Below are 17,508 nucleotides of genomic sequence, written 5' to 3' on the forward strand. Positions count from 1 at the left end.
CTGACTACGAATCAGAAGGTTGTAGGTTCGACTCCTACTGGGTGCATCATCGGGAAGTAGCTCAGCTTGGTAGAGCACCTGGTTTGGGACCAGGGGGTCGCAGGTTCGAATCCTGTCTTCCCGATTGAGTTTTATAATTTAATAGTTATGCGGAAGTAGTTCAGTGGTAGAACATCACCTTGCCATGGTGGGGGTCGCGAGTTCGAATCTCGTCTTCCGCTTTTTTTCTATGTTTTCGGGAAATAGCTCAGCTTGGTAGAGCACTACGTTCGGGACGTAGGGGTCGCAAGTTCAAATCTTGTTTTCCCGATTAGAATTCAAATAATTAAATTGGCCAGGACATTTTGTCTGTGGCTTTTTTTATTGCAATATGTATTCATTGATAGTCTTCTATGTAGCAAAACGACGGCATAAAACTTTAATTTTTTAAAAATAGTCGTTATAATACGATTTGATGGTATAAGTCTAAACACTTGTAATAATTTTATGTCATTGTATAATGAATAAACTACAAATTTTAGGCTTAACTTACAAAGCTGGTGCTTTGTAACTATCCAATGTCTGTGAGATACTTCCACTAAAATATTTAAAAAATTTTGAGAGATTGTTCGCCAATCTTTACTAAATTCGGTATAGTTAAATATGTAGGTATCTCTTAGTGAAAGTGAGGGGTTAAATTGGATAATTTATTCACACCTAGTGCAAAAAATGTATTAGCACTAGCACAAGAGCAGGCCAAATATTTTCGACATCATGCAGTGGGGACAGAACATCTGTTACTCGCGCTAGTTTTGGAAAATGATGGTGTTGCTGGTAAAACATTACGACAACTGACAATCACCCCTGAAGATGTTAAAGAAGAAATCGAGCGCTTTACAGGTTATGGTTCTTCCAATCTTAACAATGATACGCCGAAGGAATCATACTTACCTTATTCGCCAAAAGCGAAGCAGATCTTAACTTTTGCTGGTGATGAGGCAAAACGCCTCGGCGCAATGAAAATTGGCACGGAACATATTCTATTAGGCTTACTTCATGAAGATGATGTCTTAGCATCACGGATTATTAGTAATCTTGGTTTGAGTCTATCAAAAACACGTCAAGTCTTATTGAAGAAAATGGGTATTACCGAAGCAAGCGCCAAACGACGCGCTGCTGCGCCAAAGCGGCGTCCAGATAAACAAGGCACACCAACACTTGATTCCTTAGCACGTGATTTAACGCAAGCGGCTCGAGAGGATCGCATGGATCCAGTTGTTGGCCGTGAAAAAGAAGTTAAACGTGTGATTCAAATTCTAAGCCGTCGGACGAAGAATAATCCCGTGTTGATTGGGGAACCCGGTGTTGGGAAAACTGCCATTGCGGAAGGCTTAGCGCAACGGATCATTTCGGGAAATGTACCGAGTGATATGTTAAGTAAACGACTGATGATGCTAGATATGGGTTCATTAGTAGCCGGTACAAAATATCGTGGTGAATTTGAAGATCGTCTGAAGAAAGTTATTGACGAGATTTATCAAGATGGCAACGTTATTTTGTTCATCGACGAATTACACACACTGATTGGTGCTGGTGGTGCTGAAGGGGCTATCGATGCTTCTAATATTCTTAAACCGGCGCTTGCTCGCGGGGAGCTTCAATTAATTGGGGCAACCACTTTAGATGAATATCAAAAATATATTGAAAGAGACGCAGCACTTGAACGTCGTTTTGCAACGATTCAAGTCGATGAACCAACGCCTGATGAAGCTGAGCAAATCCTGCAAGGTTTGCGGCCACGCTATGAACAACATCATGGTGTTACCATTACCGACGAAGCATTGCATCAGGCAATCGTTTTATCCAATCGCTATATCACTGGTCGATTTTTACCAGATAAGGCAATTGACTTGGTGGATGAATCAGCTGCTAAAGTTCGGTTGGATGCGGCCGATCATTTGTCACCTTCTGATAAATTACAGCAAGATCTAGATGCATTGATCACTAAAAAAGAAGCAGCAATAGAGAATCAGGATTTTGAAAAGGCAGCTAGTTATCGCGAAGATGAAATGGCACTAAAAGAGAAATTAGCCGCTGAAAATGATGAAATCGCTAATGATGGCATTCGTAAGGATGTTAAAGTAACTGGTGAAGATGTGGCACAAGTCGTATCCGAGTGGACGGGTGTACCGTTAACACAGTTGCAAAAGAGTGAAAGCGCCCGGTTAGTGAACCTTGAAAAAATTCTGCATAATCGGGTGGTTGGTCAGGAAGAGGCGATTTCTGCCGTTTCCCGGGCCATTCGCCGCGCACGCAGCGGATTAAAGGATCCTAATCGACCAATTGGTTCGTTTATGTTCTTGGGGCCAACAGGTGTTGGTAAAACTGAATTAGCTAAAGCTTTGGCCGAAGCTATGTTTGGCTCTGAAGATAATATGATCAGAGTTGATATGTCCGAATATCAAGAACAGTATACGACTTCCCGTTTGATCGGGTCACCTCCTGGTTATGTTGGGTATGATGAAGGTGGACAATTAACTGAAAAGGTACGTAACAAACCTTATTCTGTTGTTCTGTTTGATGAAGTTGAAAAAGCCCATCCAGATGTGTTCAATATTCTATTGCAAGTCTTAGATGATGGTTATTTGACAGATTCCAAGGGGCGTCGAGTTGACTTTAGAAACACCATTTTGATTTTGACTTCTAACCTTGGGGCAACGGCGCTGCGTGATGAAAAATCAGTTGGTTTCGGTGCCAAAGATGCTAGCCAAGACTATCAAGCAATGCGTAGTCGAATCATGGAAGAAATGAAGCGTTTCTTCCGGCCAGAGTTCTTGAATCGGATTGATGAAACGGTGGTCTTCCATCCACTTAATAAGGAAGAATTGCGGCAAATCGTCAAAATTATGTCTAAGACAGTCGTCAAACGTTTAACAGAACAGGATATCAAAGTTAAGATTACCAATGCGGCGTTAGATGAAGTTGCCAAGGTTGGCTTTGACCCTGATTATGGCGCACGCCCAATTAGACGCGCATTACAAACTCAGATTGAAGATAAGCTGAGTGAGTCACTCTTAACTGGTCAGATCAAGGGCGGTGACAGTATCACGGTTGGCGCTTCTAAAGGCAAAATTACCGTATCTGTTCATCAGAAGAAATCAGATCAGCCTGATACAGTAAAATCTTAAAAATATGTGAATTCAGATAATAGGTGTTGGAGATAAATGTTGATTTTATCTTCAGCGCCTATTTATTTTGCGAGCAATTAAATTTTAAATGTGTACCAAAAGACAACAAATTCGCCTATGATGAATCCACTTAAACAAAGCGTCCACTACTTGCTTCAAATGCTATTTTTAATTATGAGGTAAAACCCTATTTTTCTGTAAAGCACTATACGCATTGATCCAGTCTGTGGTATTTTGGATAGGAAAGACGAGGCGGACATTTATGACAGAAATAATTGCAAGTGTCGCATCCATCGAACAAGCAGAAGCGTTGATGGCTGTTGGCGTTGATACAATATATGCTGGTGAAGATTACTTTGGTTTAAGATTGCCTCACAGTTTTGATCGAACTGAATTGGCTGATTTAATTAAAGTCGTTCACCAGGCAGGTAAAAAAATTCAAGTTGCCGTAAATGCGATTTTCCACAACGATCGTATTGTTCATGTGGCTGATTATTTAAATTACTTAGCAGCACAAAATGTGGATCGAGTAACAATTGGTGATCCAGGAGCTATTCGCATTTTACAAAAAGAAGCCTTATCATTACCCTATTGGTATGATGGTGCAGACTTAGTAACTAATTCACGCCAGGTTAATTTTTGGGCGGCTCACGGTGCTCAAGGTGCTGTCATCGCCAATGAGGTACCTTATAAAGAATTACAGGCGTTAGTACCGAATCTTGAAGTACCTATTCAGATACTGACCTATGGTGCGGCTAATATACATCAGTCTGGGCGACCTTTATTAACGAATTATTTTAATTATGTACAAACATATCAAGATCGGATGGATCGGGAGAAAGGCCTGTTTATTTCTGAACCACGAAAACCTGAGACCCATTACTCTATTTATGAAGATATCAATGGGACACACGTATTTGCGACCAATGATGTAAATTTGATGCCGCGAATTCAAGCCGTTTATGATCTGCCAATCACGCACTGGTTCTTAGATGGTTTATATGCCGACAAAATTGGTTTTGTCAAAGTTGCTAAGGCTTTCGTACAAGCGCGCGATTTACTAGCACAAGGGCAATTGACGAGTATGATTGTAGCGGACTTAGATCAGATTGTTCGTGCAAATCAACCTCAGAATCGAGAGGTTGATACGGGCTTTTTTGATATCGATCCGGCGGACGTGAAATAAATTGATGATGAGGTGTTTCCAATGAAACAATTACAAAAACCAGAAGTTCTTGCACCAGCTGGAACAATGGAAAAGTTAAAAATTGCAATCGACTATGGGGCTGATGCGGTTTATATAGGTGGTGATGCTTATGGACTGCGCTCACGGGCTGGTAATTTCTCATTTGAAGAAATGCAAGCTGGCGCAGATTATGCTCACGCGCATCATGCCAAAGTTTATGTGGCAGCGAATATTGTTGCTCATGAAGGCGATCTAGCAGGTGCGGGGGATTATTTTCGTCAGGTGCGTGATCACGGCATCGATGCGGTGATCGTGTCTGACCCCTCATTAGTTGAAACAGCGATCACTCAAGCACCTGGGTTAGCAGTTCATCTTTCCACCCAGGCGTCGGCAACGAATTGGGAGACTTTGAACTTTTGGCAAGATGAAGGTCTAGAACGCATTGTTCTTGCTCGGGAAGTTGGTGTTGCAGAGATCAAAGAAATTCGCAAGCATACTGATATCGAAATTGAAGCGTTTATTCATGGGGCGATGTGTATTGGTTATTCCGGCCGTTGTGTCCTGTCTAATCACATGGGGCTACGGGATGCTAATCGTGGCGGCTGTGCCCAAAACTGTCGGTGGAAGTATGATTTGTTTGAAATGCCAACACTAGGTGATCATGAATCTTTATTAGGTCAAAACAGCCAAGGCAAAACGGAAGATTTTTCAATGAGTGCTGTAGACATGTCGATGATCGAGCACATCCCTGACTTAGTTGAAGCTGGCGTTAATAGCTTGAAGATCGAAGGCCGGATGAAAACGGTGCACTATGTTTCTACTGTAGCTAATGTCTACCATAAGGCTGTTGCGGATTACTGTGCGGATCCAGAACACTACACATTAGACCCTAAACTTGTAGATGAATTATGGAAAGTGGCACAGCGGGAGATGTCCACTGGATTTTACTATGGCACCCCCGATGAAAATGATGAGTTATTTGGTCAAAGACGTAAACGGCCGCGCTACAAGTTTGTAGGTCAAGTGTTGGCTTATGATTCAGCAACGCACACAGTGACCGTACAGCAACGGAATAATTTTGGCATTGGCGACAAAATTGAATTTTATGGGCCTGAGTTCACGCACCATGAACAAACGGTGGCTGATTTGTATGATGAAGATGGCGTGGCTATTGAACGTGCACCCCATGCCATGCAAGTCGTTACCTTTACATGCGATACACCGGTGGCCAAGGGCGATTTCATTCGTGCACAAGAAGTAAAACGACCAGTATCGGCCCGCTGAGTCGATCATAATTTGAAAAATGGTTTTAATTCAAAAGAGTTGACTTAATTAAAATATACTTGTATACTATCCAATGATTCGTAAAACGTGGTTACTAAGCAATGTTACTATGATCTATTGTCCATAGTAGCAATATAAAACGCAAAAATAGTTGAGTAATAAATTAAGTACTAGCTATTTTTGGTTTTTTTTTGCTTAAAAACCGGCAAAAAATTAAATCTTAATAAATTCTTAATAATTTATTTTGATTGGCTTGCTAATGCGTAATTGCGGAATTCAAAGAAAGGGTGAATAGTTTGGCAGAACATTTAGTAAATTACGGCAAACATCGAACACGTCGCAGCTACGCTCGTATCAAAGAAGTGCTGGAACTGCCTAATTTGATCGAGATCCAATCTAACTCTTATCAGTGGTTCTTAGATGAAGGGTTGCGTGAGATGTTTGACGACATCATGCCAATCGATGACTTTGCTGGTAACTTGTCACTGGAATTCGTAGATTATCAGCTTTTAGAACCCAAGTATACGGTAGAAGAAGCAAGACAACATGACGCTAATTACTCAGCACCATTACATGTCACACTGAAATTGACTAACCACGAAACTGGTGAAATCAAAACTCAAGATGTGTTCTTTGGCGATTTCCCATTAATGACTGAACAAGGAACGTTTATCATCAATGGGGCTGAGCGTGTTATTGTTTCACAGTTAGTCCGGTCACCGGGTGTTTATTTCAATTCTGAAATTGATAAAAATAGCCGGACAACATATGGCACAACTGTCATTCCAAACCGGGGTGCTTGGTTGGAATATGAGACCGATGCAAAGCGTATTTCTTATGTTCGAATTGATCGGACACGTAAGATTCCAATGAGTGAATTAGTGCGTGCCCTCGGTTTTGGCTCGGATTCTGATATTATTGACATTTTTGGTGAAAATGAATCTTTGATGTTAACTTTGGAAAAAGATGTTCATAAAAATACTGAGGATTCTCGTACTGAAGAAGCCTTGAAAGATATTTATGAACGTTTACGCCCAGGTGAACCTAAAACTGCCGATAGTTCGCGTTCTTTACTATATGCCCGTTTCTTTGATCCAAAACGTTACGATCTCGCAGCAGTCGGCCGTTACAAGATCAACAAGAAATTGAGCCTTAAGAGCCGCTTACTCAACCAAACGCTAGCTGAAACTTTAGCTGACCCTGATACGGGTGAGGTATTAGCTCAAAAGGGTGATTTAGTTGATCGGCAATTATTAGATAAATTAATTCCTTATTTACAACGGGATGATTTCAAGACTTACACTTTCCAACCTTCTGATGAAGGTGTCTTACAAGATCCAGTGACTTTACAGATCATCAAGATCTATTCCAAGAATAATCTAGATCAAGAAGTTAATTTGATTGGTAATGGTCATATTGATGCTAAAGTTAAGCATGTCATTCCTGCGGATATTCTAGCTTCAATGAACTATTTCTTCAACTTGCAAGAAGGCATTGGGACAACTGATGATATTGACCATTTAGGTAACCGTCGGATTCGGTCCGTTGGTGAATTGTTGCAAAACCAATTCCGTATTGGTTTATCACGGATGGAACGAGTGGTTCGTGAACGGATGTCGATTCAAGATACTTCTACGATCACGCCACAACAATTAATCAATATTCGGCCAGTGGTTGCTTCAATTAAAGAATTCTTTGGTTCTTCTCAATTGTCACAGTTCATGGATCAGACCAATCCTCTTGGCGAGTTAACGCATAAACGGCGTTTGTCTGCCTTAGGTCCTGGTGGTTTGACACGTGATCGTGCCGGTTATGAAGTCCGGGATGTCCACTATACGCATTATGGTCGTATGTGTCCGATTGAAACGCCTGAAGGACCCAATATTGGATTGATCAACAGTTTGGCTAGTTATGCAGTAGTTAATAAATATGGCTTTATTGAAACACCTTATCGTCGTGTTGATTGGGGCACGCATAAAGTTACCGATAAAATCGATTATTTGACAGCTGATGAAGAAGATGAGTACGTTGTTGCTCAGGCTAACTCACCATTGAATGAAGATGGGTCTTTCCAAGATGAACGTGTCTTAGCACGTCATCGGGACGATAACATTGAAATCTCACCTGACCGGGTGGATTACATGGACGTTTCGCCAAAACAGGTTGTTGCGGTTGCAACGGCTTGCATTCCCTTCTTGGAAAATGATGACTCAAACCGAGCTTTGATGGGTGCTAACATGCAGCGTCAGGCTGTGCCATTAGTTGATCCGCATGCCCCATTAGTTGGGACTGGGATGGAATATATCGCTGCTCATGATTCTGGGACAGCTATGTTAGCCAAAGAAGCCGGTACAGTTGAATATGTGGATGCAAAGCAAATTCGTGTCCGTCGGGAAGATAGCTCTTTAGACACTTATGCCTTGACGAAGTTTCGTCGTTCTAATGCTGGTAAGAGTTATAATCAGCGGCCAATTGTTAAAAAGGGTGATCATGTCGATAAGAGTGAGATCATTGCTGATGGTCCAGCTATGGAAAATGGTGAATTGGCTTTAGGTCAAAACCCACTGATCGCATTTATGACTTGGAACATGTATAACTTCGAAGATGCCATCGTTTTATCAGAACGCTTGGTTAAAGATGACATCTACACGTCCATCCATATTGAAGAGTATGAATCTGAGGCTCGGGATACGAAATTAGGTCCTGAGGAAATCACACGTGAAATTCCTAACGTCGGTGAGGATGCACTTAAGAATTTAGATGAGTTCGGGATCATCCGTATCGGTGCTGAAGTCCGCGATGGTGATATCTTAGTTGGTAAAGTGACGCCTAAAGGTGTTACGGAACTTTCAGCTGAGGAACGCTTACTACATGCAATCTTTGGTGAAAAAGCCCGTGAAGTTCGGGATACTTCTTTGCGTGTGCCTCATGGTGGCGGCGGTATCATTCAAGACGTTAAGATCTTTACCCGTGAAGCCGGAGATGAATTATCTCCAGGCGTGAATATGATGGTTCGGGTTTACATTACCCAGAAGCGTAAAATTCAAGTGGGCGATAAGATGGCCGGTCGTCATGGTAACAAAGGGACGGTTTCTATCGTTGTACCAGAAGAAGATATGCCATTCTTACCTGATGGCACCCCAGTTGACATTCTTTTGAATCCAATGGGTGTTCCTTCCCGTATGAACATTGGGCAGGTCTTGGAACTTCACTTAGGGATGGCCGCACGTAATTTAGGCATCCATGTTTCAACACCAGTCTTTGATGGTGCTCGCGAAGATGATTTATGGCGGACAGTCAAAGAAGCTGGTATGGCATCTGATGGCAAGTCTATCTTGTATGATGGTCGAACAGGTGAACCATTTGATAACCGAGTTTCCGTTGGGGTCATGTACTATATGAAGTTAGCCCACATGGTTGACGATAAATTACATGCCCGCTCCATTGGTCCTTACTCCCTAGTTACGCAACAGCCTTTAGGTGGTAAAGCTCAATTTGGTGGCCAGCGTTTTGGTGAAATGGAAGTTTGGGCACTTGAAGCTTACGGTGCTGCTTATACTTTACAGGAAATCCTGACTTATAAATCTGATGATGTAGTTGGCCGTGTCAAAACTTATGAAGCCATTGTGAAGGGTGAACCAATTCCAAAACCAGGTGTCCCAGAGTCCTTCCGGGTTCTGGTCAAAGAATTACAATCCCTTGGGTTAGATATGAAAGTCTTAGATGCAGATCGTCAAGAAATCGAACTTCGTGACATGGATGACGAAGACGATGATGTTGTCAGTGTGGATGCTTTAACGAAGTATGCGAAAGAACAAGAGGAAAAGAAAGCTAAAGAAGAAGCTCAAAAAGCTGCTGCTGAAGCGCATAACGATGATCAAGGTAAATAATTGGCATATCGTTTAACAAAGTTTGCCCGTAATTATATAGGAGGTCGACCATTTGATAGACGTCAATAAATTTGAAAGTATGCAAATTGGTCTTGCTTCTGCTGACAAAATTCGGAGCTGGTCTTACGGTGAAGTTAAAAAGCCGGAAACGATCAACTATCGAACTTTGAAACCAGAACGAGATGGTTTGTTCGATGAACGTATTTTTGGACCTACTAAAGACTGGGAATGTGCCTGTGGTAAGTACAAACGGATCCGTTATAAGGGGATCGTTTGTGATCGCTGTGGCGTTGAAGTGACACGTTCAAAAGTTCGCCGTGAACGGATGGGTCATATTGAACTTGCTGCGCCAGTTTCCCATATTTGGTATTTCAAAGGGATTCCAAGCCGAATGGGTCTTGTTTTAGATATGAGTCCCCGCGCACTTGAAGAAATCATCTATTTTGCTTCTTACGTCGTTATCGACGGTGGGGACACACCCCTTGAAAAGAAACAATTACTCACAGAGCGTGAATACCGTGACAAACTAGATCAATATGGTCATACTTTCAATGCTAAGATGGGTGCTGAAGCCATCAAGGAATTGTTACAAGATGTTGATTTAGAAAAAGAAGTCGCTGAATTAAAAGAAGATCTGAAGTCAGCGCAAGGCCAAAAACGAGTTCGTGCCATTCATCGGTTAGATATCTTAGATGCTTTCCGTAAGAGCGGCAATCATCCTGAATGGATGGTTATGGACTGTATTCCTGTAATTCCACCGGATCTACGGCCAATGGTGCAATTAGAAGGTGGTCGTTTTGCGACAAGTGATCTGAATGACTTATATCGTCGGGTGATCAACCGTAATAACCGTTTGAAACGTCTGTTGGATTTGAATGCGCCAAGTATCATTGTTCAAAACGAAAAACGGATGTTGCAAGAAGCAGTCGATGCTTTGATCGATAATGGTCGCCGTGGCCGTCCTGTAACTGGACCGGGTAATCGGCCATTGAAGTCACTTTCACACATGCTGAAAGGTAAGCAAGGCCGTTTCCGTCAGAACTTACTAGGTAAGCGTGTTGACTATTCTGGTCGTTCGGTTATTGATGTTGGCCCAACTTTGAAGTTCTACCAATGTGGGTTACCACGTGAAATGGCACTTGAATTATTCAAGCCGTTTGTGATGCGTGAATTAGTCAAACGTGAAATTGCGTCAAACATTAAAAATGCCAAACGTAAAATTGAACGTCAAGATGATGATGTTTGGGATGTATTAGAAGATGTAATTAAAGAGCGGCCAGTTCTTCTGAACCGAGCACCGACGTTGCATCGTTTGGGTATTCAAGCATTTGAACCTGTCTTAGTTGATGGTAAATCTATTCGTTTGCATCCATTGGCTTGTGAAGCCTATAATGCCGACTTTGATGGGGATCAAATGGCCGTCCACGTGCCATTGTCTGATGAAGCTCAAGCTGAAGCACGTATGCTTATGCTGGCTGCTCATCATATTTTGGCACCGAAAGATGGGAAACCAATCGTTACACCATCGCAGGACGTTGTGTTAGGGAACTATTATCTGACACTTGAAGAAAAAGGCCGTCATGGTGAAGGCATGGTCTTCAAGGATGTCGATGAAGTTGTGATGGCTTACCGTAACGGTGACGTGCACTTACACACACGTATCGGACTTTCAACTGCTGAAATGACCCAAAAACCATTCCCAGATGCACAACGCGGTAAAATTATGCTAACTTCTGTTGGTAAGGCTATTTTCAACGAGATCCTGCCTGCTGATTTTCCATATTTGAATGAACCTAGCAATGATAACTTGATCAATGGTGTGCCTGATAAATACTTCTTAGACGAAGGCGAAGACATTCAAGCTAAGTTTGAAAGTATGGCGCTCGTGGATCCGTTTAAGAAGGGCTTCTTGAGTGATATTATTGCCCAAGTATTTAAGGTCTATAAAGTACAACGGACTTCAGAATTACTAGATGACATGAAAGAACTTGGCTACACGATCTGTACTGATTCTGGGTTAACTGTTGGGGTTGCGGATGTACCAACATTAACTGAAAAAGATGATATTGTTGAGGATGCCCATAAGAAAGTTGCAACTGTTTCCAAACAATTCCGTCGTGGTTTGATTACGGATGAGGAACGCCATAACCGGGTCATCAGTATTTGGAATGATGCGAAGGATACGATTCAACAAAAACTGATTGACAGTTTTGATCCGTCTAACCCAATTTCAATGATGAGTGATTCTGGGGCGCGTGGTAACATCTCTAACTTTACTCAGCTTGCTGGTATGCGTGGTTTGATGGCTGCGCCTAACGGTGGGATGATGGAAGTGCCCGTTACTTCAAACTTCCGTGAAGGATTATCAGTCATGGAAATGTTTATGAGTACCCATGGTGCCCGTAAAGGTATGACCGATACAGCGTTGAAGACTGCCGATTCCGGTTACTTGACACGTCGTTTGGTTGATGTTGCCCAGGATGTTATTGTTCGTGAAGAAGATTGTGGTACTGATCGCGGTCTAGTTGTGACAGCAATTAAAGAGGGCAATGAAATGATCGAACCGTTGTATGACCGCTTAGTTGGCCGTTATACAATGAAATCAGTTGTGGATCCTGAAACTGGTGAAAAGATCATTGGTAAGAATGAACTGATGGATGAAGATATGGCACAAAAGATTGTTGATGCCGGTGTCACTGAAGTCACGATTCGTTCCGTCTTTACATGTAACACAAAACACGGTGTCTGCAAGAAGTGCTACGGCCGCAACTTAGCAATCGGTGAAGAAGTTGAAGTCGGCGAAGCAGTTGGTACTGTTGCTGCTCAATCTATCGGTGAACCCGGGACACAGTTGACGATGCGTAACTTCCATACCGGTGGTGTTGCTGGTGGTGAAGATATCACTCAAGGGCTCCCTCGTGTCCAAGAAATCTTTGAAGCTCGTAATCCTAAAGGTTTAGCAACGATTACAGAGGTCACTGGTGAAATCACGGCTGTTGATGAAAACCCAGCAGAACACACGCGTGAAATTACCGTTGAAGGTACAACAGATACAAGAACTTACTCAGTACCGTATGTTTCTAACATTGTTGTCGCTGAAGGTGACCATGTTGAACGTGGGGATAAATTGACTGGTGGTTCTGTCGATCCTAAGCAATTGATCAAAGTGCGTGATGAAATTGCCACTGAAAACTATCTGTTAAGTGAAGTTCAAAAAGTTTATCGGATGCAAGGTGTGGAAATCAGTGATAAGCACGTAGAAGTAATGGTACGACAAATGCTCCGTAAGATCAGGGTCTTAGATCCAGGCGATACGGACATTCTACCAGGGACTTTATTGGATATTGCTGATTTCACAACACAAAACCATAAGACTTTGATCAATGGTGGCATTCCTGCAACTGGCCGACCAGTCTTGCTAGGTATCACGAAAGCATCACTAGAAACAAACAGTTTCTTATCAGCTGCATCCTTCCAGGAAACAACGCGTGTATTAACAGATGCGTCGATTCGTGGTAAGAACGATCCATTGATTGGTCTGAAAGAGAACGTAATTATTGGTAAGATCATTCCTGCTGGAACAGGGATGTCAAAATACCGTCACATGGAACCTCAAAGTGTGGGTGCCACATCAGATAATGTTTATTCGATCTCTGATTTGGAAAAACAACTGCACAGTGATGAACCTAAAAAAGATTAATTAAGATCATTAAAAGAGCCAAGTCCACTAAAATGTGACTTGGCTCTTTTTTTAGTGCGCAATATTTAGGAAACACGCGCTCTACTTAGAATTGAGCAAGATAAAATCCCAATGTAATGAAAGGTACAAAGGGGATTGGGAGATGTTTCTTTGTGGCTTTATTGTGATGAAATAAAATAAAAATCAAAGCGATACCTGAGCCAAATAATAAGATATGCAATAGATAATTTAAATCAAAACAAAAGGCAATCACTGTTAATAGTTCAATATCTCCAAAGCCAAGAAGACGACCATTTTGACTGATGATGATTAATGCCATAAAACAACAGCCAGCAAGCAACAGTTGACTGATTAAAATTTGAGTTGTAGTTATGATGGTGAAACGATGAATGATGAGTGGCAGCAATAAAGCAGGATAAATAAATTGAGTATAATAGTCCAAGTAACTGAGAAAAATTAAACAGCCAAACCATAATAAACTATGAATGAAAAGTGGTAAGGGCTGCCATAAAAAGATCTGGGTTAGCTTAAGCGCAAACAGGCCACTAAGGCACTCACCAATGATTAGTGCAGGATTAATTTTAGTTTGACAGGCACGGCAGTGACCACGCAATAATAAATAACTTAGAATAGGTATTAATTCAAACCAGCGTAGTTGGCGGGCGCAGTGATCACAGCAGGAGCGACCGCCTAGATTGAGATGTAAGGGCAGCCGATAAGCTAAGCAGCCGCAAAAGGAAGCCCAGCAAGCGCCACAGATAAAACCCAAAAACAGCATAAAGACACCAACCTTATAAAATATTCTTAGAATAAAGTACGAATAAAACTAGATTTTTTATTTTAGTTAATTCGTGAATTGAGTTGACAGTCTTTAGCCATGCTGGTATATTGGTTTAGGTACTTTTCTGTGCAGTTTTAAATTGATAATCGTGCTGACTGTCAGTTAAGCTATTCATGCAGACATATTTGCATATTTTTTTGCCTAAAAGAAAACGCCTGGATGTGTGGACTTGAAATCACATTTAGGATACAGTAATTCAAGGAGGATATTACATGCCTACAATTAATCAATTAGTACGCCATGGCCGTAAAAGCCGGACAACCAAATCCAATTCTCCAGCTTTGAACTTTGGCTACAATAGTATGAAGAAATCAATGGTCAAAAACCCAGCACCACAAAAACGTGGCGTTGCAACGCGTGTTGGTACCATGACACCTAAGAAACCTAACTCAGCTTTACGTAAATATGCCCGTGTTCGTTTGTCAAACTTGATCGAAGTTACTGCTTATATTCCTGGTATCGGTCATAACTTGCAAGAACATAGTGTTGTTTTAATTCGTGGCGGACGTGTTAAGGATTTACCTGGTGTTCGTTATCATATCGTACGTGGTGCTTTGGATACTGCCGGTGTTACTGATCGGATGCAAGGTCGTTCCAAGTATGGTACTAAGAAGCCTAAGAAATAATAGCTGATTTAAGTTTTAGGAGGTCATGAAATGCCAAGAAAAGGGCACATCGCACAACGCGACGTATTACCAGATCCAATTTATAATTCAAAATTAGTGACTCGTTTGATCAATCATTTGATGGTTGATGGTAAACGTGGTACTGCTTCAACAATCTTATACGATGCTTTTGATATCGTTAAAGAAAAGACTGGCAACGATCCTTTGGAAGTTTTTGAACAAGCAATGAAGAACGTTATGCCAGTACTTGAAGTTAAAGCACGCCGTATCGGTGGTTCTAACTATCAAGTACCAATCGAAGTTCGACCTGAAAGACGGACAACATTAGGTTTGCGTTGGATCGTAAACTATGCGCGTTTACGTGGTGAACATACGATGGATGAACGGTTAGCTAACGAAGTAATGGACGCTGCTAACAATACAGGCGCTGCCGTTAAGAAACGTGAAGATACTCATAAGATGGCTGATGCCAACCGTGCTTTCGCACATTATCGCTGGTAATTTTTTATTTTTGTGGCTATTATAGACGTTTCTTTCTATAGTAGCCATTGTTTATAGAGAGGAGTTATTAAATTCATGGCAAATACCCGTGAATTCCCTTTAGCTAAGACTCGTAATATCGGGATCATGGCTCATATCGATGCTGGTAAAACGACGACAACCGAACGTATCTTGTATTATACTGGTAAAATCCATAAAATTGGTGAAACCCATGAAGGGGCATCACAAATGGACTGGATGGAACAAGAACAAGAACGTGGTATTACAATTACATCAGCTGCCACAACCGCACAATGGCATGATACACGGATCAATATCATCGACACACCAGGGCACGTGGACTTTACAATTGAAGTTGAACGTTCTTTACGTGTGTTGGATGGTGCGATCACTGTATTAGATGCTCAATCTGGGGTTGAACCACAAACTGAAAATGTTTGGCGTCAAGCAACAACTTATGGCGTGCCACGGTTGGTGTTTGTTAACAAGATGGATAAACTTGGTGCAAACTTTGATTATTCTGTTCAAACATTACATGATCGTTTACAAGCTAATGCACATCCGATCCAAATGCCAATTGGTGCTGAAGATGAATTCGAAGGCGTTATTGACTTGATCGAAATGAAAGCTGACTTGTATGACGAAGATGAATTAGGTACAAAATGGGATACTGTTGACGTACCTGAAGAATACAGAGCAAAAGCTGAAAAAATGCGTCAAGATTTAGTTGAAGCAGTTGCAGATGTTGATGATGACATTATGGAGAAATATCTTGAAGGTGAAGAGATCAGTAATGATGAACTTCGTCAAGCTATCCGTAAAGCAACGATCGACTTGAAGTTCTATCCAGTTTTAGCTGGTTCTGCGTTCAAAAACAAAGGTGTTCAGATGTTAATGGATGCCGTTGTTGACTACTTGCCTTCACCTCTGGATGTTCGCCCTTATAACGCGACAGACCCAGCTACTGAAGAAAAAGTTGAATTAACAGCCGGTGACGATAAAGACTTTGCTGCTTTAGCTTTTAAAGTCGCAACTGATCCGTTTGTTGGCCGTTTAACTTATATCCGTGTTTACTCTGGAACACTTGAAGCTGGTTCTTATGTATTGAATGCCACAAAAGACACACGTGAACGTGTTGGTCGTTTGTTACAGATGCATGCGAACCATCGTCAAGAGATTCCTGAAGTATTCTCTGGTGATATCGCAGCTGCGATCGGTTTGAAGAATACGACAACTGGGGATTCATTGACAGATGTGGACCATCCATTGATTCTTGAATCATTGGAAATTCCAGATCCAGTTATCCAAGTTTCCATTGAACCAAATTCAAAAGAAGATCGTGATAAGTTAGATAATGCTTTGCAAAAACTTGCTGAAGAAGATCCAACTTTCCAAGCTGAAACAAACCCCGAAACTGGTGAAACATTGATCGCTGGAATGGGCGAATTGCATTTGGATATCATGGTTGACCGGATGAAACGTGAATTTAAGGTTGCTGCCAAAGTTGGGGAACCTCAAGTTGCATACCGTGAAACATTTACTAAGCAAACTTCCGCCCAAGGTAAGTTTGTCCGTCAGTCTGGTGGTAAAGGTCAATATGGTGATGTATGGATCGAATTTACACCAAATGATGAAGGTAAAGGTTTCGAATTCGAGAATGCTATCGTCGGTGGTGTTGTACCGCGTGAATACATTCCATCTGTTGAACAAGGTTTGAAAGAAGCTATGGAAAACGGTGTTCTTGCCGGATATCCATTGATTGATATCAAAGCTAAGTTATACGATGGTTCTTATCATGAAGTCGATTCATCTGAAGCGGCCTTTAAAGTTGCTGCTTCCTTGGCATTACGTAATGCTGCTAAGAGTGCCGGTGCGGTCATTCTGGAACCAATCATGAAAGTTGAAGTTGTTGCCCCTGAAGAATATCTCGGTGATGTGATGGGTCAAGTAACTGCACGTCGTGGTCGTGTTGAAGGTATGGAAGCACGTGGGAATGCTCAGGTAGTTAATGCGTTCGTACCATTATCAGAAATGTTCGGTTACGCAACAACCTTGCGTTCAGCAACACAAGGTCGTGGTACCTTTACAATGACATTTGATCATTACGAAGCTGTACCAAAATCAATTCAAGCAGAAATCATCAAGAAAAATGGTGGCAATGTTTCTTCTGATGATTAAACAAAAAAAGTGGCTGGGACATAAGCCACGCAAAATAAAATAATCGTAGTTTTCAGACTGATATTGAATCTGAAAACTACGATTATTTTTTTAGCGATTGATTTTCTAAAAATAACATTGACCTTGAGGGTCAAT

General features: G+C 41.6%; 9 protein-coding genes and 3 tRNA genes. 11 read left to right on the top strand and 1 reads right to left on the bottom strand.

Features of this window, described 5'->3' with window-relative positions:
• Positions 1-50 precede the first annotated feature (50 nt).
• The 8 genes from FHQ08_RS11410 to rpoC all read left to right on the top strand — a co-directional run bounded on the left by FHQ08_RS11410 (position 51) and on the right by rpoC (position 13,227).
• Positions 51-124 (top strand) — tRNA-Pro (locus tag FHQ08_RS11410).
• 25 nt (positions 125-149) lie between these two features.
• A tRNA-Gly gene (locus tag FHQ08_RS11415) sits at positions 150-221 on the top strand.
• A 15-nt stretch (positions 222-236) separates the two neighbouring features.
• Positions 237-310, top strand: a tRNA-Pro gene (locus FHQ08_RS11420).
• Positions 311-677: 367 nt separating this feature from the next.
• On the top strand, positions 678-3,167 hold the full coding sequence (locus tag FHQ08_RS11425) for an ATP-dependent Clp protease ATP-binding subunit (protein ID WP_230914517.1): 2,490 nt from the start codon (positions 678-680) through the stop codon (positions 3,165-3,167).
• A gap of 262 nt (positions 3,168-3,429) precedes the next feature.
• Positions 3,430-4,353, top strand: a complete 924-nt coding sequence (locus FHQ08_RS11430) for a peptidase U32 family protein (RefSeq protein WP_230914518.1) — start codon at positions 3,430-3,432, stop codon at positions 4,351-4,353.
• Positions 4,354-4,374: 21 nt separating this feature from the next.
• A complete protein-coding gene (locus FHQ08_RS11435) occupies positions 4,375-5,637 on the top strand; it encodes a peptidase U32 family protein (RefSeq protein ID WP_230914519.1) in 1,263 nt (420 codons plus the stop codon).
• 296 nt (positions 5,638-5,933) lie between these two features.
• Positions 5,934-9,527: a DNA-directed RNA polymerase subunit beta gene (rpoB, locus tag FHQ08_RS11440; RefSeq protein ID WP_230914520.1), complete on the top strand. Its 3,594-nt coding sequence runs from the start codon at positions 5,934-5,936 to the stop codon at positions 9,525-9,527.
• A gap of 52 nt (positions 9,528-9,579) precedes the next feature.
• Complete coding sequence (rpoC, locus tag FHQ08_RS11445) at positions 9,580-13,227, top strand: DNA-directed RNA polymerase subunit beta' (RefSeq protein WP_230914521.1); 3,648 nt, start codon at positions 9,580-9,582, stop codon at positions 13,225-13,227.
• An 85-nt stretch (positions 13,228-13,312) separates the two neighbouring features.
• On the opposite strand, the gene FHQ08_RS11450 is transcribed toward rpoC, so the two are convergent.
• The gene (locus FHQ08_RS11450) at positions 13,313-14,005 is read right to left on the bottom strand and encodes a prepilin peptidase (protein ID WP_230914522.1); all 693 of its coding nucleotides are present in this window, start codon (positions 14,003-14,005) and stop codon (positions 13,313-13,315) included.
• Positions 14,006-14,280: 275 nt separating this feature from the next.
• On the opposite strand from FHQ08_RS11450, the gene rpsL reads away from it, so the two are divergent.
• The 3 genes from rpsL to fusA all read left to right on the top strand — a co-directional run bounded on the left by rpsL (position 14,281) and on the right by fusA (position 17,373).
• Positions 14,281-14,694 (top strand): 30S ribosomal protein S12, encoded by a 414-nt coding sequence (rpsL, locus tag FHQ08_RS11455; RefSeq protein WP_230914523.1) that lies wholly within the window; start codon positions 14,281-14,283, stop codon positions 14,692-14,694.
• 30 nt (positions 14,695-14,724) lie between these two features.
• On the top strand, positions 14,725-15,195 hold the full coding sequence (gene rpsG, locus FHQ08_RS11460) for a 30S ribosomal protein S7 (RefSeq protein ID WP_230914524.1): 471 nt from the start codon (positions 14,725-14,727) through the stop codon (positions 15,193-15,195).
• A 75-nt stretch (positions 15,196-15,270) separates the two neighbouring features.
• On the top strand, positions 15,271-17,373 hold the full coding sequence (gene fusA, locus FHQ08_RS11465) for an elongation factor G (protein ID WP_230914525.1): 2,103 nt from the start codon (positions 15,271-15,273) through the stop codon (positions 17,371-17,373).
• The last annotated feature ends 135 nt before the right edge of the window (positions 17,374-17,508 follow it).

It is taken from the genome of Agrilactobacillus fermenti (assembly GCF_021030645.1).
In the GTDB taxonomy this organism is placed as follows: Bacteria; Bacillota; Bacilli; order Lactobacillales; family Lactobacillaceae; genus Agrilactobacillus; species Agrilactobacillus fermenti.